Below are 24209 nucleotides of genomic sequence, written 5' to 3'. Positions count from 1 at the left end.
TTCGCCATTTGCTCTGCGATTTTATCTCGCCCCTTGAAAAGTGGATTTGCAGCCCCATTTTATAAAGCACTAAGCGTTTGCTTTAACCAAATTGCGTAACAAATAAGGAAAATTTCATGTCACAACAAGAAACTCATGGTTTTCAAACTGAAGTCAAACAGCTGTTGCATTTGATGATCCATTCTTTGTATTCCAACAAAGAAATTTTCTTGCGTGAACTGGTCTCCAACGCTGCGGATGCGGCCGATAAGCTGCGTTACCTTGCGTTGACCAACGACGCACTATACGAAGGTGACGGTGAGCTACGTGTGCGCATCAGCGCAGACAAAGAAAAAGGCACTGTGACCATCGAAGACAACGGCGTAGGTATGACCCGCGATGGTGTGATTGAGCATTTAGGCACGATCGCCAAGTCGGGCACTGCTGAATTCTTCAAAAACCTCTCAGGCGAGGCCTCAAAGGATTCGCAGTTGATCGGTCAATTCGGTGTGGGCTTCTATTCCGCCTTTATCGTGGCGAAAAAAGTTACAGTACGCACCCGTGCGGCGGGCCATAAGGCCAATGAAGCCGTATTGTGGGAATCGGAAGGTGAGGGCAGTTTCACCGTCGATACCATCACTAAGGCGAGCCGTGGTACTGAGATCACCCTGCACCTGCGTGATGAAGAGAAAGAGTTTGCCGATGAGTGGCGCCTACGTTCCATCATCACAAAATACTCAGATCATATCTCCGTACCCGTTGAAATGTGGCAGGAAGGCACCCCTGAGCGCGATGGCCCAGACGGTGAAAAAATCCCCGCTACCGAAGGTTACTGGAAGGTCATGAACAAGGCGACTGCGCTGTGGATGCGCAATAAGTCTGAGATCAGTGACGAAGAGTACCAAGAATTTTATAAGCACATTTCCCACGACTACACAGACGCACTGCTGTGGAGCCATAACCGCGTTGAAGGTAAACAGGAATACACTAACCTGTTGTATATCCCTTCAAAAGCGCCATGGGATCTGTGGAACCGCGACCGTAAGCATGGCTTGAAACTCTTTGTTCAGCGCGTGTTTATCATGGATGACGCCGAGCAGTTTATGCCATCTTACCTGCGCTTTGTGCAGGGTTTGATTGACTCAAACGATCTGCCGCTGAACGTGTCTCGCGAGATTTTGCAGGACAACCACATCACCAAGGCGATGCGCACCGGTATCACTAAGCGCGTGCTGGGTATGTTGGAAAAACTGGCAAAAGACGATGCGGAAAAATACCAACAATTCTGGGCCGAATTTGGTCAAGTGTTGAAGGAAGGCCCAGCGGAAGACTTTGCAAACCGTGAGCGTATTGCAGGCTTACTGCGTTTTGCGTCTACCCATACTGGCAGCGCGGCCCCAACAGTGTCACTCGATGACTACTTAAGCCGCATGAAGGAAGGCCAAACCAAGATTTACTATATCGTTGCCGACAGCCATGAAGCCGCGGCCAACAGCCCACACTTAGAACTGCTGCGTAAGAAAGGCATCGAAGTGTTGCTGATGTCAGAACGTATCGACGAGTGGTTAATCAATCACTTAACCGAATACAAAGAGAAACAACTGCACTCAGTGACCCGTGGCGAGCTGGAATTAGGTGAGCTGGAAGATGCGGCCGAGAAGGAAGCGCAGGAGAAACTCGCCGAAGAGTCTGCGCCATTAGTTGAACGCATTAAAGCGGCATTAGGCGCTAGCGTGGCCGATGTGAAAGTCACTTCACGCTTAACCGATACCCCAGCCTGTGTGGTGACGGGTGAAGGTGAGATGTCGAGCCAGATGATCAAACTGATGCAAGCTGCGGGTCAGCCAGTGCCAGAGGTTAAGCCGACGTTTGAGATCAACCCAGCGCACCCATTAGTGTCGCGCTTAAACGATCTACAAGATGAAGCCGCCTTCGCCGATTGGTCGAATCTGTTATTGCAGCAGGCGCAATTGTCGGAGAAGGGCAGCCTAGCGGATCCATCGGCCTTTATTAAGCTGATGAACCAAATGCTATTGGCGAACCTGAAGTAAGACATTCGGGGCACTTGAGTCGAGACACAAGTGCCCCGATTCCGTTTTAGGCAGCGCGAGTCGCATTATCCTAGGGCATTTCTCTGGAGAGGTGCCAGTTTGGGAGTAAGGAAAACCATGGACAATATCCTCGATCTAACGAAAGACAATATTCAGCAAGTTGTTGATGCTTCGATGCAGCAACTGGTGGTGATGGTGTTTTGGGCCCAGCCACAGCCGCAGAGTGTTGCCATGGTGCAAACACTCGAGCAACTTGCCGCGCAGCATGCTGGCCGTTTTGTGCTGGCGAAAGTGAACTGCGAAACCGAGCTGGAAATTGCTAACTATTTCCGCATTCAAGCACTGCCGACCACCTTAGTGCTCGATAAGGGCCAGCCAATAGATGGCTTTGCGGGCATACAAGAGGCGGCGCAGGTTAACGCTATGCTGGAGAAACACTTGCCACCCTTATGGCAATTACAGCTTGAGCAAGCCAAAGCCCTGTTAGCCTTAAGCCAAGTGTCGGCGGAGGATTTATCCACGGCGGCTGTGTTACTGAAAGACGCCTACAGCGCCTCAAATCAGGCTGCCGAGGTGAGTTTAGTACTTGCCGATGTGTATTTGATGCAGGGTGAACTCGCCCAAGCGCAGCTGCTACTCGAGCAGATTGGTCTTGCCGACCAAGACGGTTATTACCAAAGCTTAAAGGCGAAATTAACCCTTGCTTTGGATGCGGCGGACACGCCAGAAATTCGTGATTTGCAGCAGAAGTTCGAGCATAATCCGCAGGATTTAGTGTTATTACTCGAACTTTGTAAGGCCTTGCATTCGGCCCATCGAGACGAAGAAGCGCTCGCACATTTATACAGTGTGTTATCTAAGAATTTAACCGCTGAAAATGGCAAAGTAAAACAAGTCTTTATGGAGATTTTAACGGCGCTTGGGCAAGGTAATAGTCTGGCGAATCAGTACCGCCGTAAGCTCTATACCTTGCTCTATTAAGGATTAAATTGGCCGCAAAACTGCGATTTATTTACGGTTTCTGAGGCTAAAGTCGAAGCTAAAAGCCTTCTCAATGGCGGCCAGATGTGCGAAGATCGCCGCCCTAAGAAGAATATCAATGCGAAAAAGAGGACTCTTGAGATGCGCATTATCCTATTGGGCGCCCCAGGTGCCGGTAAAGGTACCCAGGCCCAGTTCATTATGGAACAGTATGGTATCCCACAAATTTCTACTGGCGACATGTTACGTGCTGCCGTTAAAGCCGGTACTCCGCTGGGTTTAGAAGCGAAGAAAGTGATGGATGCAGGCCAACTGGTTTCTGATGATCTGATCATTGGACTGGTTAAAGAGCGTATCGCACAGGACGACTGTGTTAAAGGTTTCCTGTTAGACGGTTTCCCACGCACTATCCCACAAGCGGATGCGATGGCGGCAAACGGTATCAGCATTGATCACGTGATCGAAATCGATGTGCCAGACGAAGAAATCGTTAAGCGCATGAGCGGTCGTCGCGTTCACCCAGGTTCTGGCCGTGTTTACCACGTGGTATTCAATCCACCTAAAGTGGAAGGCAAGGACGATGTAACAGGCGAAGACTTAGCGATTCGTCCAGATGACGAAGAAGCCACAGTACGTAAGCGTTTAGGCATTTACCACGAGCAAACTAAGCCATTGGTTGAATACTATGGCAAAGTAGCTGCGGCGGGTAACACTCAATACCACAAATTTGATGGTACTCAGTCGGTAGCGGCTGTGAGTGCACAATTAGCCAGCGTGCTGAAATAAGCATCATTGCTAAATTCGAGAACAAGTTCTCATATTAGGAAAAAGCCTGCTATTGCAGGCTTTTTTTATTGGCGATCGAATGTTAGCCTGCCGAGGTATTTGGCTGATAAAAGGTACCACATTGACTTCTCCCTCTCCTGCGTTTGGCGTGTTATTGGTCAATCTCGGCACGCCCGATGAACCCACTCCCAAAGCGGTTAAGCGATTCCTCAAACAGTTTTTAAGTGATCCTCGGGTCGTCGATTTGTCCCCTTGGCTGTGGCAGCCGATTTTGCAGGGGATAATCCTTAACACCCGACCCGCCAAGGTGGCCAAACTTTATCAGAGCGTGTGGACGGAGCAGGGCTCGCCGCTGATGGTGATAAGCGAGCAGCAGGCGCAGAAGTTAGCCACGGATCTGAGCGCGACCTTTAATCAAACCATTCCGGTGGAACTGGGCATGAGCTATGGCAATCCTTCGATTGATAGCGGCTTTGCCAAACTTAAGGCCCAAGGCGCCGAACGTATCGTGGTACTGCCGCTGTATCCGCAATATTCCTGCTCGACCGTCGCCAGTGTGTTCGATGCGGTGGCGCAGTATTTTACCCAAGTGCGTGACATTCCTGAGCTGCGTTTCAGCAAACAGTATTTTGACCATGACGCCTATATCGCGGCCTTAGCGCATTCGGTTAAGCGCCATTGGAAAACCCATGGGCAGGCCGATAAGTTGATTTTATCCTTCCACGGTATTCCGCTGCGTTATGCCACCGAAGGCGATCCCTATCCTGAGCAGTGCCGCTCGACGGCTAAGTTATTGGCGCAGGCGCTGGAGTTAACCGACGGACAATGGCAGGTGTGTTTCCAATCCCGCTTCGGTAAAGAAGAGTGGTTAACCCCCTATGCCGATGAGCTGCTGGCCGATTTACCCCGCCAAGGCGTAAAAAGTGTCGATGTCATTTGCCCAGCCTTTGCCACCGATTGCCTTGAAACTTTAGAAGAAATTTCCATTGGCGGTAAAGAGACTTTCCTGCATGCGGGCGGCGAGGCCTATCACTTTATTCCCTGTTTAAATGATGATGAGCTCCATATCGAGCTGCTCAGGCAACTGGTGCAAGAACAAGCTCAACCTTGGATATGCGCAGAGTGACGGTAAATTTCTCCCGTTGAAACCGAAACACGGCCTAGTTTCATGCTGATTTTATGGTAGAATCTGCGCCCTTTGTGGCTCGGGAGTGGATTTTTTATCTCTCTAGCCTAGACTCATTATTTTTAGGACACGATGAGCGCAGGCTCATTGTAATGCCCATTAGCATGGATGCCAGGAAAAGAGAGCCACTATGAAGTTTCCCGGTCAGCGCAAATCGAAACATTATTTTCCGGTCAAAACCCGTGACCCATTGCTTGAGCAATTAACGCAGCAACCTCAACCCTTTTCGACTTATGTCAGCGGTATCGATCAAACCCTAGTGGATATCGAAGCCAAGGTAGAGGATGAGTTGCTCGGCCGTTATGGTTTACCGAAGGGCAATTCTACGCTTATCAATGACGAGCAAGCGCATGCCCTGTATACCGAGCTGAAACAAAACGGTTTGATCAGCGATGAGTTTGCGGGCGGCACTATTGGTAACACAGTGCACAATTATTCTATTTTGGCCGATGACCGCTCAGTGTTGTTTGGGGTGATGAGCCAAAATATCGAAGTCGGCAGTTACGCCTACCGTTATCTTTGCAACACCTCCTCTAAGGTTGACCTTAACTTCCTGCAACCCGTCGATGGTCCTATCGGCCGTTGTTTCACCCTGATTTCGGATTGCGGTGAGCGTACTTTTGCGATCAGTAAAGGGGCGATGGACAAGTTAACCCCTGAATACATTGATAAAGACGTAGTGCAGGGCAGTTCTGCCTTGGTATTAACCGCCTATTTAATGCGTGCCAGCGGCGGCGACAGGATCACCGATGCGGCCATGTGCGCGATTGAATATGCCAAAGCGGCCGAAGTCCCGGTGGTATTGACCTTAGGCACTCGCTTCTTAATCGAAGAAGATCCGGTCTGGTGGCAAAATTTTATCCAAGAGCATGTGACCATTTTGGCGATGAACGAAGATGAAGGTGAGGCCTTAACCGGATTTCGCGATCCGCTGCTTGCCAGCGAAAAAGCCCTCGAGTGGTGTGATATGGTGTTAACCACCGCTGGCCCAATCGGGCTTTACACCGCGGGTTATACCGATGATGCCGAAAAGCGTGAAACCACCCATACACTGTTGCCCGGTGCTATCCCCGAATTTAACCGTTATGAGTTCTCGCGTCCTAAGCTGAAGCGTGACTGCGAAAACCCGATTAAAGTGTTTGCGCATATTTCGCCTTACATGGGCGGCCCAGAGAAAATCGGTAACACTAATGGTGCTGGTGATGGCGCGTTGTCGGCATTGTTACACGACTTGGCGGCTAATACCTTCCACAAGACCAATGTGCCAGGCTCAAGCAAGCACAAGCGTGATGGTCTGTGCTATTCGTCATTCTCCCAAATTTGTAAGTACGCCAACCGCGTGGCTTACGAGGTGTTGGCGCAGCACAGTCCGCGTCTCTCCCGCGGTTTACCTGAGCGTGAAGACAGCTTAGAAGAATCCTACTGGGAAAGATAAGCCTGAATAGGTTTAAGTAAATAAGGGCAATAGCGGCAAACCGTTATTGCCCTTATTGTTTTTGAGAGAGATGAAAACTTGAGCCAATGACGTTTTCTCAACAATTAACCCTGTGGATGTTAATTTTTGCTACAGGCAGACCCGAATAAATGATAACGTTAGCCGAATCACTGCTCCCAATAACAGCGAATATTAAGGTGGAATTTTCGGTGAAAGCGCAGATCTTAACAGAAATGAAGGTACTCAAGACAATCGATCCTGAGTTCGAAGTGCAGCGCCGTGTGGCGTTTATTAAATCTAAACTGCAAGCAGCCCGCAGCAAAGCCTTGGTCCTTGGGATCAGCGGTGGTGTGGATTCGTCCACCGCAGGGCGTTTATGCCAGTTGGCCGTTGATAGCCTCAATAGCGAGCATCCAGACGGCGGCTATCAGTTTATTGCGGTGCGCTTACCCTATCAAATTCAAAAAGATGAGCACGAAGCTCAGCAAGCTTGCCAATTTATTCAGCCGACCAAATTAGTCACCATCAATGTGCATCAAGGGGTCGATGGTGTGCATCAAGCCACCTTAACGGCCTTTGTCGAAGCGGGATTGCATTCACCGGATGCGGCTAAAGTCGATTTTATTAAAGGTAACGTGAAAGCGCGGATGCGCATGATTGCCCAGTATGAGTTAGCCGGTTTAGTGGGTGGCTTAGTGGTGGGGACAGATCATAGCGCCGAGAATATCACTGGTTTTTATACTAAATGGGGCGATGGTGCCTGCGATCTGGCGCCTTTATTTGGCCTCAACAAACGCCAAGTGCGTCAGGTAGCGGCGTATTTAGGCGCACCAGAGACCTTAGTCTATAAAGCACCAACCGCGGATTTGGAAGATAATCAACCGCTACTCGAAGATGAAGTGGCGCTCGGGCTGACCTACGAGCAAATCGATGATTTCCTCGAAGGGAAAGCCGTCGATAAGGCCGTGGAAGAGAAACTTATCAATATCTACCAGGCCACGCAGCATAAGCGTCAACCTATCCCCACTATTTACGATTAATTTAAGATGCTTACCGTCTGAAAATTAACGAAAAAGCACCCTGGTTGGGTGCTTTTTTATGTGCGAATGCTTAGTGCTATCTCGCCAAGTGTCTCGATTCGAACTTAATCACATTGTGCTTAGCCGTATTGAGCTGAGTTTCATTGAGCAGAGTTGCATTGAGTTCAGCCGCATTCATTTAGCTTTGCTTCGCTTGAAGGTGGTGACGCGTCAGGGCAATCAAAGCGTTTGAGTATTGGCGATAGTCTAAATAGGGCGTGAGCAGTACACAACTTGAGTGCGGGGATTGTGCTTGCAGCATCGCTGTGACGTCTTGCAGTTTAGCCTCTGAGTCTTGCATTAATTGCAGCTCGGGTGTTCGCTGCGCGTTTGTTTGCAGTGTGTTAGTGGTGATGTTGCTATCGGCAGCAATCCCTAATGCCGTGGCGGCAGCTTGCCCACAGACAATATGAATATTGGCATGTGGCGAGAGAGCATTGGCACCTATCAATAACATTTGCTGCTGTTTGAGTAACTGATTGTCGCGATAATTGCGCCAATCCTCACTGGGGGCGCAAATTTTTGCCATAATTGTGAAGATCTTACGCCAGTGATTGCCATTTAAGGCGATAAGCTCTGATATCGCATTATCCTGCGACCAATGCCAATCTTCAGGCATGAGTGGGGGATTAGGGAGATAAAACGCATAGGTCGCTATGGCTGGGCCAATGTGCATAACAGTCGAATATGGGAGTCAAAGTTGGGTGGATCTTACCCTAACTTAGGCGCGCTGCCGAAACTAAATTGCTGCGAGATCAAATCTTAAACATGAAAGTTGAGGTTTTTTTTTATCTAACCTTATAATCTAATTGCGCATTTTATGGGATCCAAGGGACGAGAATGAAAGCCATCATCATAGGCTCAACCAAGCATCTATTTTTCGCGGCATTTTATGCCTGTTTGGGGATTGCCGTCGCCCTGTTGGTGACAGGGATACACTTTCTCAATGCCAGACCCGATCTCTCCCTCTGGCACACCACAGAACTTAAAAACGAATTTCGCTACAACACCAAATTAGACAAATTCAGTGATTACATCGCCTTAGAAGATAAGTTATTTGCCGAAGTGGAGAATAAAGTCCTCAAAAAAGTCTCGGCGACGGATGCTTCACCCGTGAATCGTTATGTTAAAAATAGCCTGTCGGATCCCGCCCGTTGGCCCCATAACTGGAATCGCACCTTCGAGTGGCCTAAAGCCAATGCGCCCTTTGGTGTACTCCTTCTCCATGGTATGTCTGATTCACCCTATGCCATGTCAAATGTGGCGGCTCATTTTAAAGACAAAGCCCATGTGCTTGGATTAAGACTCCCAGGACACGGCACCATCCCAAGTGGCCTAACTAGTCTCTATTGGCAAGACTTAGCCGCTGCGGTGAATCTGGCAACAGCCCATATGAAACAAGAGCTTAAAGGTAAGCCGCTGTTTGTGATTGGCTTTTCAACAGGCGCCGCGGTTGCCCTTAATCATGAGCTTGAGTTAATTAATCAGGATAAAACGCCCGATTATGCAGGGATGATTTTTATGTCCCCTGCAATAGGGCTTGCCCCTATTGCGGCGGCGGCTCGTTGGCAGAGCTGGATTGGCCGTTTGCTCGATTTAGATAAGTTGCAGTGGAACAGTATTCAGATGGAATACGATCCCTTTAAATACACTTCATTTGCAGTGAATGCGGGTGATGTGGTTTACCAATTGGCGCTGCGTAATCAAAGTCTATTGAGTGGACTAAGGCCTTCGCAGCGCGAACAGATCCCATCCATACTCACTTTTCAATCCGTCGCTGATGCGACGGTTTCGAGCGCCGCCGTGGTCGATCTGCTTTATCAAGTGCTGCCTGAAAAAGGCCATGAGCTAGTGTTGTTTGATATGAATCGTACCGTGATTAACAGCAAGTTGATGACAAATGATCCGCTGCCATCTTTGTTAGCGACATCCCGTGACAATATCCATTACCGTGGAACGCTGATTGAAAATATCGATAGTGAAACCACTCAAGTCCAAGCTCGGGAGTTTGGGCTTATGTTGCAAGATAACAGTATGCCGGAGGTGGAAGCTTTATCCTTACATTGGCCTTTAGGCGTGTATTCCTTGTCCCATGTTGCCTTGCCATTTAATGAAGATGATGGACTATATGGCATTAAAAACAATGGAAAATTACTCAGGATCCAGATTGGCGCTGCCGCATCCCGAGGCGAGCGCGGCGTTTATAGCGTGCCCGCTTCGGAAATGTTACGCCAAAAGTGGAATCCATTTTTCCCTTACATGTTGACGCGGATTGACCAATATCGCACCGCACACATGCCCCATTAAGAGGAGATTAGGGTGCAAACAACACGGTTGCGCCCTTGCTCTTTTGCCTTATACAGATTTTCGTCAGCCTGCTTTAACCAGACGTCAAGTGTTGTACTGTAAGTTGCATCCGCAATGATGGCGCCTATGCTTACGGTTACGCTAAAGGTGACTTGATCGGCCGGATTGGTAATGATGACGCTGGCGAGTTTTTCGCGGAAGTCATTAAGATGCTGCTCGACTTTCAGGCTATTACACATAGGTAATATCAAGATAAACTCTTCACCGCCGTAACGGCATAGCAGATCGACGTCGCGCTTAAAGTGGCGCGATAAGACCTCTGCCATCACTCGCAGACATTCATCGCCCGCGAGATGGCCGTAGGTATCGTTCACTTTTTTGAAGTAATCGAGATCGAGTAATACTACGGCAATCGCATCTTGACCACGCTCACACAGATCTTGGATTTTGAGGAATTGGTTTTCGGTATAACGGCGGTTATAGAGATTGGTTAATGAATCCCGCTCCGCCATGTCCTTGAGTTTGCGGTTAGCGGCCTCTAAATCCATAGTGCGCTGTTTCACTTTATCTTCTAACTCGAATTGATGAGTGAGCAATGCTTGTTGATTCGCTTCTAAGCTCTCATACAGACTATAGATTTCTTTAGGTGTGCTGTTGTTGAGGAGTTCATGCTCAAACTTTTCCTCATTAAAACTGCCATCTTTTGTTTGACTAAAGTGTTGAGCCAGTAAGGCGAGGGGAGTGGTCGTTAAGCGACTGATCGCCTTAGCGATAATCACGGCACCTATCATACTCAGTAATAACAGCGCTATCGTCTTAGTATATTGCTCTTGCGCTAATTTCAATAAGGGAACGAAAGGTTCCACCACATACAAATGCCAGCCATTATTCAGTTGATGGTGAGCATAAATATATTCAGGGGTATCAGCTTCTGATTGATTAATGTCCATCAATTTTAATCGGGTACGGTATTCAGTACTGCCGGTGATGAAGTTGAAGGGCGTTAACGGGGTGAGTCCGAGTCTTTCGGATGCATAAACGATGTTCTTTTTCTCATCCAATAAAATAATAGACTGTGTTTCATGGTGTTGATTTTGTTTATCAATATTGGAGAAATACCCCAAGTCTAGGCTTCCTTGCACAATACCTATGGCGGTGTTAGAGCCTTCTTTAAAAATGGGGGTACTGATAGCAATGATGATTTCTTTATCTAAACCCCTTCCGATAAAGACGGGGGACACAAAGGTGTTGTGGTTAATGAGGGCTTGGATAAAGTAATCCCTATCTTGCACATTGAACCTTTGTTCCAGCTTTTTGAAATTATTAAGCTTTTCAATAGGGCTTCCTGCGACAATCTCCCCATGTTCATTGGCAATAAACATAGTGGTAAAACTGGGGGTCAGACTCTGGACGCTATCGAGTATGCGCTGCCATTGTTCAAAAGGTAGACCCGATACACTGATAAATTTCCCGACACTGGCAATGGTACGGGTGTTAGTACTAATGTAGGTTTCGGTGGCGTGTCCAAGGGAGATGCCTGTGTCGTTAAGATTCTGATTAATCAATATTTGTTGTTTATCCATGAAATAATGGTTAAACACTAAGGATGAGGTTAATAAGCTGATGGTGGTAATTAAAATAAACAGATAGCTGATCTGTGAACTCATGGTTCGGCGAGTGTGATTCACCAACCTATCTTTTAAATGCCATAAACTGGGGAGGGCGACCACGCAAAGCTCCCCTAACGTGGTGTAGAAAATCCCGTTAAATGCTTGTTTTATTGTGGTAAAAGGGATGTGGTAAGCTGGCATTCCCGTGATAAGCCACAGGTACAAACTCATTAATGGCAAACCTATTAACAGCCAGTAACTTATACTGGCGTACAGGATAGGTACGTCTCTGCGCCGCGCAAACCCCAACCAAAGGGCTTCGAGTAAAAACACCAGATACACATGGGCACTGGACCAGGCCAACATCAAGCCTGTTGCCGTAAATAAGGCTGTCAATAGGGCATACCAAGGCCCAAGCAGAATGGCCACTATTACTACCGCCGCATTACCTAAAATAAGCTGCACGTTAGCAAAGAGCGGAATAGGGTAAATGTTGAGTATTAGACCCAGTAGACCAAGAAAGGTGGCTAACTTTAGATGGGCGGCATTAACAGCAGGTACACGCAATGATAATTCCCTTCCACAAAATTTATGTTTAAAAAGCAATCTATTGCATTGAAACGATGAATTACATCTAGCTTAGCAGATGTTTCTTAATTTGATATTGACTGGTTCAGTTAAGTTTCGCTCTAGTTCACAGTCAGTGGCTGTTACAGCCAAGATGGGAGGGAATTTTTTTGCAAAACTCGCCATTCAGACCAGAAACTAAGCAGTTGACCAAACTCATATCACTAAGCACTTGCGTTGAGCCGATCCACTTGGTAAAGTCAGCGTCACTTAAGGTGAACCCCAGTCGATAGCATCTTAAGTAACAAGTGCTTAAGCTTACAGAAGTCAGTTTAGTTAAGCACGAAAATTCTCGGTATGTAGCGCAGCCCGGTAGCGCACTGTCATGGGGTGTCAGGGGTCGGAGGTTCGAATCCTCTCATACCGACCAAATTCGGAGATTGGTTTCACCCGAAGTCAATCAATATAAAGGCCTCATAGTAACTTTTACTGTGAGGCTTTAATGTTTTTATACGATGATTTTTAGTTTTTAGTAGGGTGGTCTATTAAAGCTTCGCATAAACAATAGTGCATAGTTATTATGTTGCCTTGACTCTTTGTTGGTGACCTGGTTAATTCAGCTTATACTTGTATACAAAAAATGTACCATCAGGCATAGCGAAAATAAAATGCAGATGAATCCTGAGCACCTCATGATTCAATCTTCTATTTAATCATCAAAATAAAAACCTTGAAAATAGTCAAATGGCATTGCGATTGTTAAAAGGTAATCATTTTGTGTCTGTATTTTTTCTACTATAAGTTTTTTGCCGCATTCTTTCATTAAATAAAGCTCATCAATAAAATCATTAAAGTCTCGATTCGTACGCTCAATTATTTCATGCATATCTATTTTTATATAGGTGTAGTCAATTAAAAAATTATGCGTGTTTGTAATTGATGAGTAATCATCTGCGGCAAATAACACATCATTTAATATCATTTGGCAAAAAGCATTTCTTATCCCAGGGATTTTTCCATATTGTCTTTCTGTGATTTCAAAAACAATCTCCCAGAAATTTTGGTTAAAGTCAGTGCTGCTGTTAATAAGCAAGTCGACATTTTTTTGGTTATTAAGTAGGTGTTTATCAACATTCAAAAAAATTTTTTTTGTTCCAATATCCAGTTTTTTGAAGTTTTTAGAAAAGTTTAGTAATTGATGTTTTAATATCTTCGTTCCTTCATCTTGACTTAATATGTCAAAGTATTTTTCTATTGAGATTTTAATGTTTGAGATAGGTCTTGAAAGGATTTCAATGGCGTGTAAGCCTCCATTTCTATCAATGATATTTTGGTAGATATAATAATGTCGACAATTTGACTTATCACATTCTACACTATGGAAAATACATTGTTTATATTTGCAATGACTTACTGTGGAGGTGTATATCATTATTAGAACCTCTAATTATTTTAATAAAAATAATCACCTAGTTTTAGTTGCGAGTAGTTAGCATCTCTTGAGAAATAATTGCGCGCGTGCCAACTCTTTTTTTTGGCATGGTGGTAAATTTCAAAATTCTTATTTAAGAGCTGTGCTATGTTGAAATATTTTATGGGTGAGTAATGATGTTTCTATCTGAGAAGAAAATGCTGTGGCTAATTTTTGCTCTAGTTGGTCTGGTTTTTTTTTGTTTTATCTTTATTGCTAAAGCTGAAGCTTGCAGCGCTAACGCTATCTACAGCAATCGCTCGCTAGGGAGTGTTAGTGTGCCAGCCAATGTGTCAATAGGCCAACAGCTAGCACTATTTGGCTCTTTTAGTGGGAGTGCTTCTGCTCTGAACTGCGGTTATATACCTTATATGTGGTTAGCTTTTGAGCAGCCCATGGTAAAGTCGAGCGTCACATATAATGGATATGAAGTGTACGATACCAACGTTGATGGAGTTGGAGTTCAAGTATACACTACCTTCGGTAAGACAGTCATGATTGGTAACACACCTAAGTACTGGTATCAACATAATACATCTGGCGGTGCTGCGTATCTTGCCTCTATATATGTGCGGTTTATTGTTACCGGGCCTTTAAAGTCAGGAGTGATACAGTTACCTATTCCAACAATTAAAGCATTAACAAGCAGATATTATTCGGTTGTATCATCAGATTCTGCTATTTATAACAGAATGGGTTTTGGATCTTCAATAGTAACAGCCCCAACATGCACTGTAAATAATTCAGAGCAAACTGTTTTACTCCCTGAGGTTTCAACAAGTGACTTCTTAGGTGTTGGAACAACAGCTGAAAGCGTGCCATTTGGGATTGTGTTAGATTGTGATGCAGGAGTTTCTGTCTATGCTACTGTTAGTGATACTAACCAATTAAGTAATACTGGGCCTAACTTATCTCTTGATGGTTCCTCGACTGCATCGGGGGTTGGTATTCAATTATTACAGAGTGGCAATCCTTTATCATTTGGCAATCCTGTTTATATCTCTGGAACAGGAATACCTTCGGCGAGTACTTATTCTGTGCCGTTTGAAGCACGTTATGTACAAACTTCAACAATTATAAATCCTGGGACAGTCATAGCCAAAACAGTGATTTCATTCAGTTACCTATAACTTTTACTCCCTTTGTAGAATTTAAACAAAATATCGTTTTCCTAAATGAGAATGTAAAACAGCCCTGAATAGCTATTATTTCACTAGTGGCCTAATTTGTTTAGCAACAACGCACTTAAAAATCACTCTTTGTGGCGTTTCTCTTGTAGAATAGAGCTTCTATATTATTTTTTCATGCTTTAATAACAGGGAAAAGCTCTATACTACGGCACTGGGGGATCCCCTCATAATTGAGGTCTTCCAGCGTCATGAACTAAGTTTATATATTCGACTAATGCCCAGCGAAAAATTGTCTCCTTTACCGGATATTTGTCTCTTTTACGTACTTCCTTTCCAAGTCTAACAATTGATAGCACTGCCCGCTTTCTCACGGTATTGGCTTGAAAATATCTTTGCCATCCAAGGTGTTGTGCCGCTAACCCAATACACCACAACACGATTTCAGCGAGCATAGCGATGAGCAGCAATACATCATATCGCTTTGGACAACGGCTGCGGCTTTGTCTGAGGCCCATGCCATATTGCGGACTTTTTAAATCGCGGAAGGTTTCTTCAATTTGCATTCGTTTAGCATACAAATCGACGACCTTCGAAGGGCCAAAGTAATCTGGAGGTAGATTGGTGGCGAGTAGCCAAGGCTCTTTACTTCCTAAGCTGTAACTCTTTTGTGCGGTGTGATTTCGTCCAGCCTTAGAAGAGCGTTTATCCTTACGCAGCTTAGGTTTAGCTTTAAACAAGTGCAGGTAACATTGTAGCGGAGACTTGCGTGCTAACTTGACACTACCTATGTATTTCGCGGTTGAATTCGCTTTAGGATAGAGGGATTTATTTGACTGCCATGATGTTTGGCCGTTGAGCATAAAACTGACGTCACCGCGAACTCTACCTAGCCAAAACCAGCCATGGCGCTCAACTTCCCTAAACCAAGTATTGCGATAACCTGCATCGGTGACGATGAGCGGGCAGCATCCTGGCGGCAATACGTTTGCAAGCTCAACTAGGAAAGCGTTATGACTGCGTGGAGCATTGTAATCTTCAAACAGAAAAGTGCGTTCGTACAAAGTAATGGAGCGACCTTTAACACTGATTGATGCGCGTAAGGTAATCATTCGCAGTTGCTCGCGTACATCAGACCAATCCACAAGAATAATGGGCATCGGATTTGCGCCGCAGAGATATTGTGCATGCCATTGATAAATAGCGAACTTATCTTTGATAACATGTAAATTTCCGAGCAGTCGGTCAATGCGCTTGATATTGTGTTTTGGTGCAACATTCCCCGTTATGTTCCGTCCTAACTGGGTTAACGAGAGTTGATTACCATCGAGTAAAGACTCGGTAGCAACCATCAGAGAATTAAGGCGTTTTTGATGTATTTGAGGGCATTGTTTTTTGAGTAAATCGTGTAATATGTCGATATCACGCATGATGTTGGATCTAGTAGGTTTTTGGCGAAATTAATTAGATCAAACAGCATCATGCGTGTCTACTTATTTGAATTCCATCGAATTTATCTGGGGATTTGCTAGACTACGGCATTATCATACTAATTACCACGTCGTCTCATGGCGCCTTCCAATCCATGTGCAGTAAGAAGTTCACTCCAGTCATGGCTGGGAATATTGGTTTCATTGTTTACAATTAAGTAATCTTACCTGTAGATTTAACGCACCATATAGCCATTAAAAACGCTGTAATACCAGGGATTTAGCTATTCTTTTACCCATCAATCTTCCAAGATAAAACCAACCTTCATGTATTTTGATGTTATAAATATCGATTACCTCTAACCATATCGGGAGCCTCTGGGATACATTGCCGCTAAACGATTTGGCGATTACATGCCGTTCACCTGCATGAGCACGTGGTTTCCGATTTCAACTTATACTTTCAGTCCTACTAGTCGCATGAGTCGGTGTACACGATTAATCTCACATTACCAGCCAATGTCCTCATATCTCGGCAGATTTTAGGATATCTATAACACCACAAACTCCGAGATACCTCCTTTGGAGTTGCCCTGTAAGTCTTCTTTTATTATCCTTCTGCTACTTTGATTTAGAGCGGTTTCTCGGTGCGTAAAACCTGCTCAGATTAACATTAAACTCGTTCATAAAGTTGTTGTACTGGCAAGTAGTGATGTTCTTGAAAAAAGGCGTATCTTACGAGGACAGGCTCCAAAGTACGCGGCAGCTTTTTAACTAGTCACATTTTTCAGTTACACGCTTTATTTTTTCTGAAGTTGATTAATTTCGGCAGATTAATCAAACATTGCGCAAGTGTTGATCTGAATCTGAGCCATAGCGTTTAATCTCTGAATGGACCTAAGCGTTGAGCAACAACAGAATGAACTGCAAAGGTAATTTATTAACAGCTTCGATTATAAATTCTCTGGGATAAGGTTGTGGTCTCTAGGCATCTCTTGTGTTAGTTCATCTAACTAAAAGGTGCCTAGGGGAATCATTAGCGATCTATACAGCTTTAAATTGTCTTACTACAAATATTCAAAAGATATGATCGCTTTTGCAGACACCGAGCCAGGAATAATTTTCAATTGAGTTTGAACATAACGTGCTTCAAAGGGAACTATGTGTGATACTTCCGGAGTGGAGGCGTTTCCTGCTACATAAAATTGGTTTGCAACTCCGAATCCCAATGGTGCGCCATTATACAAAACTTGAATGCCAACCCCTGCGGCACTTGAGCTTGGATCAAGTGATAAGTTAGGGCCTGCGCTACCTAGTTGATTCGAATCGGTAACGGTTGCATATACAGAAACACCCGCTTTGCAATTTAATTTTATTGAAAACAATTCACTTTCAGCGGTCGTCCCAATCCCCGAGAATTGATTTGAAGATACTGGAGAAAAAGCTATAGTTTGATTTTGACTGCCAATATCTACATCACACGTTGGAAAAGATAATGCGTCACTATTTGAGACGGATATTTTATAAACGTTACTACTCCATGCTGGTCCTGAGCTGGAATATCCTCTTTGCTGAAACCCAATTTCGGCTAATTTTGAGTTTGCAGGAATAGTTACGTTGGATGCGGTGGTGCCCGTCCGTCTGAGCACTAGCCGTCCTCTGACAGGGTAGGTACCATCCGTAAAGGTAGAGTAAGGACATGTACTTCCACTCCAAGGCCAAACACAGCGATTAATAACTTCTGGGTATTTGTAGTAATAGCCATTATCGACATAGAACACTGAAAGTCCAGAACCTTGCAAAATATTGTATTCAGTGAAACTATAAACTCTAAGTGCATCTAGATAGTTAGGGCTTCCCCAACCACTGCAAGTTTGCCCTGCTAAGTTATAAAGAACGATTTCATCACCGATGTTTGCTACATCACTCAATTTAATTGTTGTTGTGGTCGAACTGAAAGAGCAATAAAATGCATAAACAGATTGATTTTGTGCACCCCACAAAATTATAGGAATAATCCATTTAAAATTTACAGTTTTTCTCATGAACATCCTCTAAGTCTCTATGGGTTTTAATTAGTGAACTATATGATTTATACATTTACCTATATACAATCATAAAAATATAAGTCTTGATCATTGGCTGATTAGTCATATTCAAGGTGATTTAGTGAAAAAATCTTCATTTGATTTTTTTGTGTATATAATGTCTATTTTTTTATCAATATATTTCAATCCTAAATTGGCATTTGGGCAATCTGTACAGCCATAATGGGAACGGTGATTTATTTCAATTACTAGCCCTATGTTTGACTTCGAAAGACAGACCTGTAAGTCAAGTAGTTCTATTAGCAGATGCATATCGCACAAATAACTACGCTCAAATGGTAGGAATAGAAATCTGCATTCTAACTTCTCAAGTTTTATTTTGTTTTTTCGGATTATATTAAAAATTTCTCTAGGAGTGTTTGTTAATAATAATCTTTGATTGACAATATGGTTCTTTGCCGATGAGTCAAAATTTGAATCATTGATCAAAATAGTATAAATATTTCCTTTTATAGGTGATTCACTATGTTTTTTGTTAACCAAACATAATCTATAACTAATTTTATTAGTAAAGTTGATATTGTAACTTTGCATTAGTATGTTTAAAAGATCACAAGTACAATTAATCATAATGCTTTTCCTTTATTTTATAGTCCCTAGACGAATTCATTCTAGCGGCACTCGATGTTCGAGAGTTAGCATCTGACGCGCGCTTTTTTTGTGAGTGCTAAGTCTGGCCTTTTTGCAGATGGCAAAATATGTCTTTGCAGGTACAGGGTGTACAGGATGTCTTTTTGTGCCATTTTGTTTTGTAACGTTCTAAACAATGCGAAATTAAACGGATTATTAGAGGTTTTGTAGTCTGTAGAGAGAGGAAGGGATTCTGTGAGAAGGGATTCTGTGAGAAGGGATTCTGTGAGAAGGGATTCTGTGAGAAGGGAGATTCTGTGAGAAGGGATTCTGTGAGAAGGGATTCGGTGAGAAAGGGATTTATCAAGGAAGTTAAAGTGTTACTAGCTAAAGGCCGCCTATATAAAGTTAGGCGGCCTTTTTTATACATTAAAGTTAGTTTTGTTAGCATGCATATATCTTCAATGTCAAGAGCGTCTATGGTGATTTTTATTTTTTGATGCTAATTATAAAAGGTTGAATTGTTGTCTAATAAAATTGCGTTTATATCAACGTAATTAATTGGTGTGGCTAATTAATTATTTATTTATAAAAAGGTGAGAAAATGAATAAAAAAATTATTTCTTTAGCAATTGCATGTTTACCCGTAATCGTGGTGCCAACAGCTAAAGCATCGACAGGAACCATTACATTTAACGGTGAAGTTACATCGTCGACTTGTACTGTTAAAGTTAATGGCACCAGTGCAGATGCAGTTGTTACACTTCCAACTGTTTCTACTTCGGATTTAGCCGCAGACACTGTGGTAGCAGGTAGAACAACATTCACAATTAATTTGTCAGAATGTACTCTGGATGCAAATCAGTCACAGGTTGTTGCTTTCTTTGAGAGCGGCACAAATGTTGTGGCTACTACTGGCCGTTTGAAAAATAATGGTACGGCAGGAAATGTCTCTTTGCAATTGCTTGATGCGGTGAATTCAAGTGTTATTAAGGCTGGCGATGAAGGTCAGAAAACAAGTAATACAGCAACAACTGTAGCCGGGGATGGTACAGCGATTCTACCATATGCTGTTGAATATTATGCTGAAGGTGCAGCGGCAACTGCTGGCACAGTTACTTCTAGTGTCACTTATTCTATTCATTATATGTAACAATGAAATGGTGCACGTGTATGAGAGTATTTATACACGTGCCTCTTTATATGGAGGGCTGATATAAATGAATGGTTTGAAATATAAATTTGCAATATTTATATCAATTTTTATTTTTTCATCAGTGGAAGCTAGTGTTGTACTGGATAATACAAGGATAATATATAGATCAGATAAAGAAGAAGTTAGTTTGAAGTTGACAAATAAAGGAAGTGAACCATTTCTAGTTCAGAGTTGGATTGATAATGGCGAGCTTAATTTAGATCCTTCCAATATTAAAGTTCCATTTGTCATATCACCTCCTATAAACAAGATTAATGCTGGCGAGGGACAGCATTTGCGAATTTTTTACACAGGGGAAACTCTTCCAGATAATAAAGAGTCTATATTTTGGTTAAACGTACTTTCGGTCCCCCCGAAGAATAATTCTAATGCTAATAAGCTCCAACTTGCATTTAAAACCAAGATAAAACTATTTTTCAGACCTACCTCATTAGATGGGTCAACAAGTAGCGCTGTGGAAAAAATAAAGTTGAGCAAGTTAGAAAATGGAATGGAAATTAATAATCCTACACCTTTTTTTATTACTATTTTGAGTATATCTGCAGTTGAAAGTGGTGATATTGAAAAAAAATTAATAGAAAACATAATGATTTCACCATTTGAAGTGTTGACTGTTTCAAGTGAATATAATAGTTCTTTGGTTCATAATATATCATTCATAAATGACTATGGCGCGACAGAAAAACAAAAAATTGTAGGTTTATAAATATGAACTTCATATATCATAAATTGAATGTTTTAAGCAGTGTTTTTCCTATTTTTTTTATTCTGTTTGGTAGTTTTACATTCGCAAAAGAAAATGAAATGATTGAATTTGATAGCGCATTTTTCAATGTAAATGATGCCTCTTTGATTCAAAAATTTGCATATAGTAATTATGTTCCTAGTGGTGTCTATCCTGCCGATTTATTCGTTAATGGTTCCTTTTTAAAAAAGGTTTCTCTTGAGGTTAAAGAGGATGGTGGTAAGTCACGTCCATGTATAGATATGAATATCTTAAACTCATTAGGAATAAAAGAGTCTATTTTAATTGAAAGTGACAATCTTATTAAAGACTGTATAGTATTGGAGGAGGTGATTGTTGGCTCAGCAGTGAACTTTACAATGGGAATGTCAAAGTTAGATATACAGGTGCCTCAGATATATCTTGATAAGGTCGTTAGAGGATATGTTGATCCTGCCGAGTGGGAAAGAGGGATCTCTGCGGCCTATATATCCTATGATTTATTCGGTGTCAGTCCAAATGATGTCAAAAATTTTAATGCATATTTTGATTCTGGTATAAATATTAATGGTTGGTATTTTAAGCATAAAGGTATGTATAGCTGGAATGAGTATACAGGTGAGCAATACAACGCACTAGACTCGTATCTTTATAGGCCAGTTGCCAGCATTAAAGGTAATGTTGTTCTTGGGAAGAAAAATACGAATGGTAGATTATTTGACACAGTACCATTGCTAGGTATGCAGATTTATGATGACCAAAATATGTTAGCAGACTCGCAAAAAGGTTATGCGCCAGAAATTTTTGGTGTGGCTAAAACTAATGCAATCGTTAAGGTGGAGCAAAATGGACGTATTATATATGAGACATTAGTGAGTCCTGGCGAGTTTTTAATAAATGATCTCTATCCAACAGGATATGGTGGTAATCTAAATGTCATTATTTTAGAAGCTGATGGCACTGAGCAAAGATTTTCTGTTCCATATGAGTCAATGGCACAATTGTTAAGGCCTAATACCTCAAGATATTCATTTTCTATAGGGCAGTATAAGAATGACAGACTTTCATTTACTCCCATGCTTATAGAGGGAACTTATGAGCTCGGTATTAATAACTTTGTTACGGGATATTGGGGGGGGCAAGCAAATGAAGACTTTTTATCATTGCAAGGTGGTCTCGCTTTGGGCACAAGTTTAGGTACTTTTTCATTTGGAGGGACGCAATCTTATGCTTTTCTAGACGAAAATTATTCAGGGCAGAGTTATGAATTGAAGTATAGTAAAAACATTTTTTCGAGTGGCACTAATCTGTCTTTAGGAGCATATAAATATAGTACCAAAGAGTATATGGATTATCAGACAGCTATGCTGTATTTGGACAATATAAGGAGAGGATACTTATATAACGATTTATATAATTCAAAAAACAGGTACTTAGTTACTGTCGGCCAAAGTTTTCCTGAAGGTTATGGTAATCTTTATCTTTCTGGAGTTTTCGAAAACTTCTGGAATGAAACTAACTATTCTAGACAATATCAAGTCAGTTATAATAATCAATATAAAAGGCTTAGCTGGGGGGTATCGGTGAGTAGAAATGAAGATCAATATGGACAATATCAAACAAATTATGCTCTTTCACTTTCAATTCCTCTTGGTTTTGAAGGAGAATTAAGGGATTCACGAGTTAGGCTTAATTTAAATAGAGATAGTGATGGATATCAACAAGCGCAAGTTGGTTTGTCTGATGTGGTCGGGGAAGAAAAATTACTAAGTTATGATGTGTCAGTATCAAACGATGAAAGTTCGAACTCCTTTAATGGTAATGCTTCGTATGTTAGTCCAATTGCTAAGTTGTCTGCGAATGCAAGCAAAGGAAATAATTACAAGAGTTATGGATTTGGTTTGTCTGGGACATTAGTTGGCCATTCTGGTGGCGTTACACTTTCACCATACTCAGGAAATACTTTTGCTTTAGTTGAAGCCAAAGGTATGGAGGGAGCAACTGTTTCTGGTTACAAGGGAATTAAAATAAACAACCTAGGACATGCTGTTGTACCAAATTTGAGACCTTATCAAGTTAACCATATTCATGTTGACCCAAATGGCACTTCAAAGAATGCTTCCTTGAGCAATACTGTGAATAAAACAGTTCCTTACGATAGTGCAATTGTTAAATTACAATATGGAACGGAGATTGGGTTTTCAATTTTAATTAATAGTAGTTTTAAAGGTGATGCATTGCCATTTGGTGCTGATGTGATTGATGAGAATGGTTTAAATATTGGCAATGTAGCGCAAGGAAGTATCGTTTTTGCAAGAACAAAAAGTAGTAATGGAATATTAAAAGTTAATATAAAAAATGGGGAGTATTGTTCTATTAAGTATGATGTCAATAAAAATAAATCTAAAGGCACGTTGAATATTTTAAATGTTGATTGTATTTAGTTTATTGTGAAGTCGTTTCTGTATATATGCTTTGTTTTTTGCAATTTTATAAGCAGAAGTAAATGGTGTGAAATGTTAATGTAACGGGTCTTCAATATGTTTTTTGCAATAAAGTTTCGTTTTTGTGTTTTTTGTTTACTTTTATTTTTCAGCGAAAAAATATTGGCATATTGTACAAGTGTTGGGGCTCCTAATGTATATCTAAATGCAAGTATTAATATGGGTGATGTATCTCAAGGGGATATGAGTGACTCTAGTGTATTTACTTCTGATTGGTATACAACTGGAGGAAATGGGTTGTACTGGACCTTTTATGGTTGCTCTTCAGCAGGAAGTTCACATTGGTTTTACTCCCCTAATTCGCAAATAGAAACTATTGATTCTACCGCGATGTTTGCTACTAATAATCCGAATGTTTTTTATGAACTATGGGTAAAAGATAGTGGTGGTCCTTGGATTAATTTGGCTACTATATCAAGTAGACATGTTAATTTACGTAATCATCCGGATGGTAACGGCTGGTACTCGGCACACTACAAAACTCGATTTCATGTAAGGGGAGTTATCGATAAAGGAATTCATCAAGTTTATGGAGGATTAGGGTATGCATATTTATCTGAGAATCAATACTCAAATAATGGCTATGTAAGTCGGGACGTTTCATATTTATTTACAGTGAATGTCAACCCAGGTACATGTTCTTTTTCAACGGAAGATGATAATAAGGTTGTTAATTTGCCAACTGTGAATGTTGGTGATTTTAATGGTGTTGGAACTGGCGCTGGGGAAAAAAACTTTAACCTGAATGTGACTTGTCAAAGTGGAACAAAAGCTTATATCAGTTTTTCAGATGCTTATAACTCGAGTAACTCTAGCGATTCTCTATCTACATTGACCTCAACGACATCTGCCGATGGGGTTAATATACAGATTCTATCGAACAACTGGGGGGGGGCAATTGTACTAAATACACCATTTTATGTTGTTGGTGCTGATGACTCGGCCGCTGCGAGTTACACCATTCCATTTTCAGCTAGATATATACAAGTGGACCCAGTTTTGACTGCAGGAACAGTTGAGGCAAAAACAATAGTTGTTATGACTTATGAATAGCCAAAAATCAAATATTAAACACTTA

The 24209-nt window shown here is 42.3% G+C and carries 17 protein-coding genes and 1 tRNA gene; 13 read left to right on the top strand and 5 right to left on the bottom strand.

Going from position 1 to position 24209, the window contains the following annotated elements:
* The first annotated feature begins 116 nt into the window (after positions 1 to 116).
* From htpG to nadE, 6 genes are all read left to right on the top strand, one after another.
* On the top strand, positions 117 to 2030 hold the full coding sequence (gene htpG / locus SHEWMR4_RS11835) for a molecular chaperone HtpG (protein ID WP_011623012.1): 1914 nt from the start codon (positions 117 to 119) through the stop codon (positions 2028 to 2030).
* Between the two features lie 117 nt (positions 2031 to 2147).
* Positions 2148 to 3011 carry a co-chaperone YbbN gene (locus SHEWMR4_RS11830; protein WP_011623011.1) on the top strand — a complete coding sequence of 288 codons (864 nt, stop codon included), beginning with the start codon at positions 2148 to 2150 and terminating at the stop codon, positions 3009 to 3011.
* A gap of 141 nt (positions 3012 to 3152) precedes the next feature.
* Positions 3153 to 3797, top strand: coding sequence for an adenylate kinase (adk, locus tag SHEWMR4_RS11825; protein WP_011623010.1), 645 nt, complete (start codon positions 3153 to 3155; stop codon positions 3795 to 3797).
* A 79-nt stretch (positions 3798 to 3876) separates the two neighbouring features.
* Complete coding sequence (gene hemH / locus SHEWMR4_RS11820) at positions 3877 to 4923, top strand: ferrochelatase (RefSeq protein ID WP_011623009.1); 1047 nt, start codon at positions 3877 to 3879, stop codon at positions 4921 to 4923.
* A gap of 190 nt (positions 4924 to 5113) precedes the next feature.
* Positions 5114 to 6418, top strand: a complete 1305-nt coding sequence (locus SHEWMR4_RS11815) for an inosine/guanosine kinase (protein WP_011623008.1) — start codon at positions 5114 to 5116, stop codon at positions 6416 to 6418.
* Between the two features lie 209 nt (positions 6419 to 6627).
* Positions 6628 to 7458 carry an ammonia-dependent NAD(+) synthetase gene (gene nadE / locus SHEWMR4_RS11810; protein ID WP_041409073.1) on the top strand — a complete coding sequence of 277 codons (831 nt, stop codon included), beginning with the start codon at positions 6628 to 6630 and terminating at the stop codon, positions 7456 to 7458.
* A gap of 178 nt (positions 7459 to 7636) precedes the next feature.
* Here nadE and SHEWMR4_RS11805 read toward each other — a convergent pair whose 3' ends face one another.
* Positions 7637 to 8173: a DUF6942 family protein gene (locus SHEWMR4_RS11805; RefSeq protein WP_011623006.1), complete on the bottom strand. Its 537-nt coding sequence runs from the start codon at positions 8171 to 8173 to the stop codon at positions 7637 to 7639.
* Between the two features lie 164 nt (positions 8174 to 8337).
* Here SHEWMR4_RS11805 and SHEWMR4_RS11800 point away from each other — a divergent pair, with 164 nt between their 5' ends.
* A complete protein-coding gene (locus SHEWMR4_RS11800) occupies positions 8338 to 9804 on the top strand; it encodes an alpha/beta hydrolase (protein ID WP_011623005.1) in 1467 nt (488 codons plus the stop codon).
* Here the strand turns inward: SHEWMR4_RS11800 and SHEWMR4_RS11795 are convergent.
* Positions 9801 to 11981 carry a diguanylate cyclase gene (locus tag SHEWMR4_RS11795; RefSeq protein WP_011623004.1) on the bottom strand — a complete coding sequence of 727 codons (2181 nt, stop codon included), beginning with the start codon at positions 11979 to 11981 and terminating at the stop codon, positions 9801 to 9803. The two genes, SHEWMR4_RS11800 and SHEWMR4_RS11795, sit on opposite strands and share 4 nt — an antisense overlap.
* Positions 11982 to 12334: 353 nt before the next feature.
* Between SHEWMR4_RS11795 and SHEWMR4_RS11790 the strand changes: the two genes are divergently transcribed.
* A tRNA-Pro gene (locus SHEWMR4_RS11790) sits at positions 12335 to 12411 on the top strand.
* 279 nt (positions 12412 to 12690) lie between these two features.
* Here SHEWMR4_RS11790 and SHEWMR4_RS11785 read toward each other — a convergent pair.
* Positions 12691 to 13413, bottom strand: coding sequence for an EAL domain-containing protein (locus tag SHEWMR4_RS11785; RefSeq protein WP_011623003.1), 723 nt, complete (start codon positions 13411 to 13413; stop codon positions 12691 to 12693).
* Between the two features lie 173 nt (positions 13414 to 13586).
* On the opposite strand from SHEWMR4_RS11785, the gene SHEWMR4_RS20605 reads away from it, so the two are divergent.
* A complete protein-coding gene (locus SHEWMR4_RS20605; protein ID WP_011623002.1) occupies positions 13587 to 14582 on the top strand; it encodes a fimbrial protein in 996 nt (331 codons plus the stop codon).
* A 224-nt stretch (positions 14583 to 14806) separates the two neighbouring features.
* Here the strand turns inward: SHEWMR4_RS20605 and SHEWMR4_RS11775 are convergent, their stop codons facing one another.
* A complete protein-coding gene (locus SHEWMR4_RS11775; RefSeq protein WP_011623001.1) occupies positions 14807 to 16009 on the bottom strand; it encodes an IS4-like element ISShes5 family transposase in 1203 nt (400 codons plus the stop codon).
* A gap of 1067 nt (positions 16010 to 17076) precedes the next feature.
* On the bottom strand, positions 17077 to 18054 hold the full coding sequence (locus SHEWMR4_RS11770) for a fimbrial protein (RefSeq protein WP_157037030.1): 978 nt from the start codon (positions 18052 to 18054) through the stop codon (positions 17077 to 17079).
* 1237 nt (positions 18055 to 19291) lie between these two features.
* Here SHEWMR4_RS11770 and SHEWMR4_RS11760 point away from each other — a divergent pair.
* The 4 genes from SHEWMR4_RS11760 to SHEWMR4_RS11745 all read left to right on the top strand — a co-directional run bounded on the left by SHEWMR4_RS11760 (position 19292) and on the right by SHEWMR4_RS11745 (position 24184).
* Complete coding sequence (locus SHEWMR4_RS11760) at positions 19292 to 19840, top strand: fimbrial protein (protein ID WP_011622999.1); 549 nt, start codon at positions 19292 to 19294, stop codon at positions 19838 to 19840.
* 67 nt (positions 19841 to 19907) lie between these two features.
* A complete protein-coding gene (locus SHEWMR4_RS11755) occupies positions 19908 to 20609 on the top strand; it encodes a molecular chaperone (protein WP_011622998.1) in 702 nt (233 codons plus the stop codon).
* A gap of 2 nt (positions 20610 to 20611) precedes the next feature.
* Positions 20612 to 23071, top strand: coding sequence for a fimbria/pilus outer membrane usher protein (locus SHEWMR4_RS11750; protein ID WP_011622997.1), 2460 nt, complete (start codon positions 20612 to 20614; stop codon positions 23069 to 23071).
* A gap of 96 nt (positions 23072 to 23167) precedes the next feature.
* Positions 23168 to 24184 (top strand): fimbrial protein, encoded by a 1017-nt coding sequence (locus SHEWMR4_RS11745; protein WP_011622996.1) that lies wholly within the window; start codon positions 23168 to 23170, stop codon positions 24182 to 24184.
* Positions 24185 to 24209: the final 25 nt, after the last annotated feature.

Source organism: Shewanella sp. MR-4 (assembly GCF_000014685.1).
GTDB lineage: Bacteria > Pseudomonadota > Gammaproteobacteria > Enterobacterales > Shewanellaceae > Shewanella.
This window is presented reverse-complemented; position numbering and strand designations above follow the sequence as displayed.

What these genes read in the sequence shown, in the direction of transcription:
- SHEWMR4_RS11760 (WP_011622999.1), top strand. Translation starts at nt 19,292, where the DNA reads ATGAATAAAAAAATTATTTCTTTAGCAATTGCATGTTTACCCGTAATC.
- SHEWMR4_RS11815 (WP_011623008.1), top strand. Translation starts at nt 5,114, where the DNA reads ATGAAGTTTCCCGGTCAGCGCAAATCGAAACATTATTTTCCGGTCAAA.
- SHEWMR4_RS11750 (WP_011622997.1), top strand. Translation starts at nt 20,612, where the DNA reads ATGAACTTCATATATCATAAATTGAATGTTTTAAGCAGTGTTTTTCCT.
- SHEWMR4_RS11800 (WP_011623005.1), top strand. Translation starts at nt 8,338, where the DNA reads ATGAAAGCCATCATCATAGGCTCAACCAAGCATCTATTTTTCGCGGCA.
- htpG (WP_011623012.1), top strand. Translation starts at nt 117, where the DNA reads ATGTCACAACAAGAAACTCATGGTTTTCAAACTGAAGTCAAACAGCTG.
- SHEWMR4_RS11770 (WP_157037030.1), bottom strand. Translation starts at nt 18,054, where the DNA reads ATGAGAAAAACTGTAAATTTTAAATGGATTATTCCTATAATTTTGTGG.
- SHEWMR4_RS11775 (WP_011623001.1), bottom strand. Translation starts at nt 16,009, where the DNA reads ATGCGTGATATCGACATATTACACGATTTACTCAAAAAACAATGCCCT.
- SHEWMR4_RS11755 (WP_011622998.1), top strand. Translation starts at nt 19,908, where the DNA reads ATGAATGGTTTGAAATATAAATTTGCAATATTTATATCAATTTTTATT.
- SHEWMR4_RS11785 (WP_011623003.1), bottom strand. Translation starts at nt 13,413, where the DNA reads ATGATATACACCTCCACAGTAAGTCATTGCAAATATAAACAATGTATT.
- hemH (WP_011623009.1), top strand. Translation starts at nt 3,877, where the DNA reads ATGTTAGCCTGCCGAGGTATTTGGCTGATAAAAGGTACCACATTGACT.
- SHEWMR4_RS11745 (WP_011622996.1), top strand. Translation starts at nt 23,168, where the DNA reads ATGTTTTTTGCAATAAAGTTTCGTTTTTGTGTTTTTTGTTTACTTTTA.
- SHEWMR4_RS11805 (WP_011623006.1), bottom strand. Translation starts at nt 8,173, where the DNA reads ATGCACATTGGCCCAGCCATAGCGACCTATGCGTTTTATCTCCCTAAT.
- adk (WP_011623010.1), top strand. Translation starts at nt 3,153, where the DNA reads ATGCGCATTATCCTATTGGGCGCCCCAGGTGCCGGTAAAGGTACCCAG.
- SHEWMR4_RS20605 (WP_011623002.1), top strand. Translation starts at nt 13,587, where the DNA reads ATGATGTTTCTATCTGAGAAGAAAATGCTGTGGCTAATTTTTGCTCTA.
- SHEWMR4_RS11830 (WP_011623011.1), top strand. Translation starts at nt 2,148, where the DNA reads ATGGACAATATCCTCGATCTAACGAAAGACAATATTCAGCAAGTTGTT.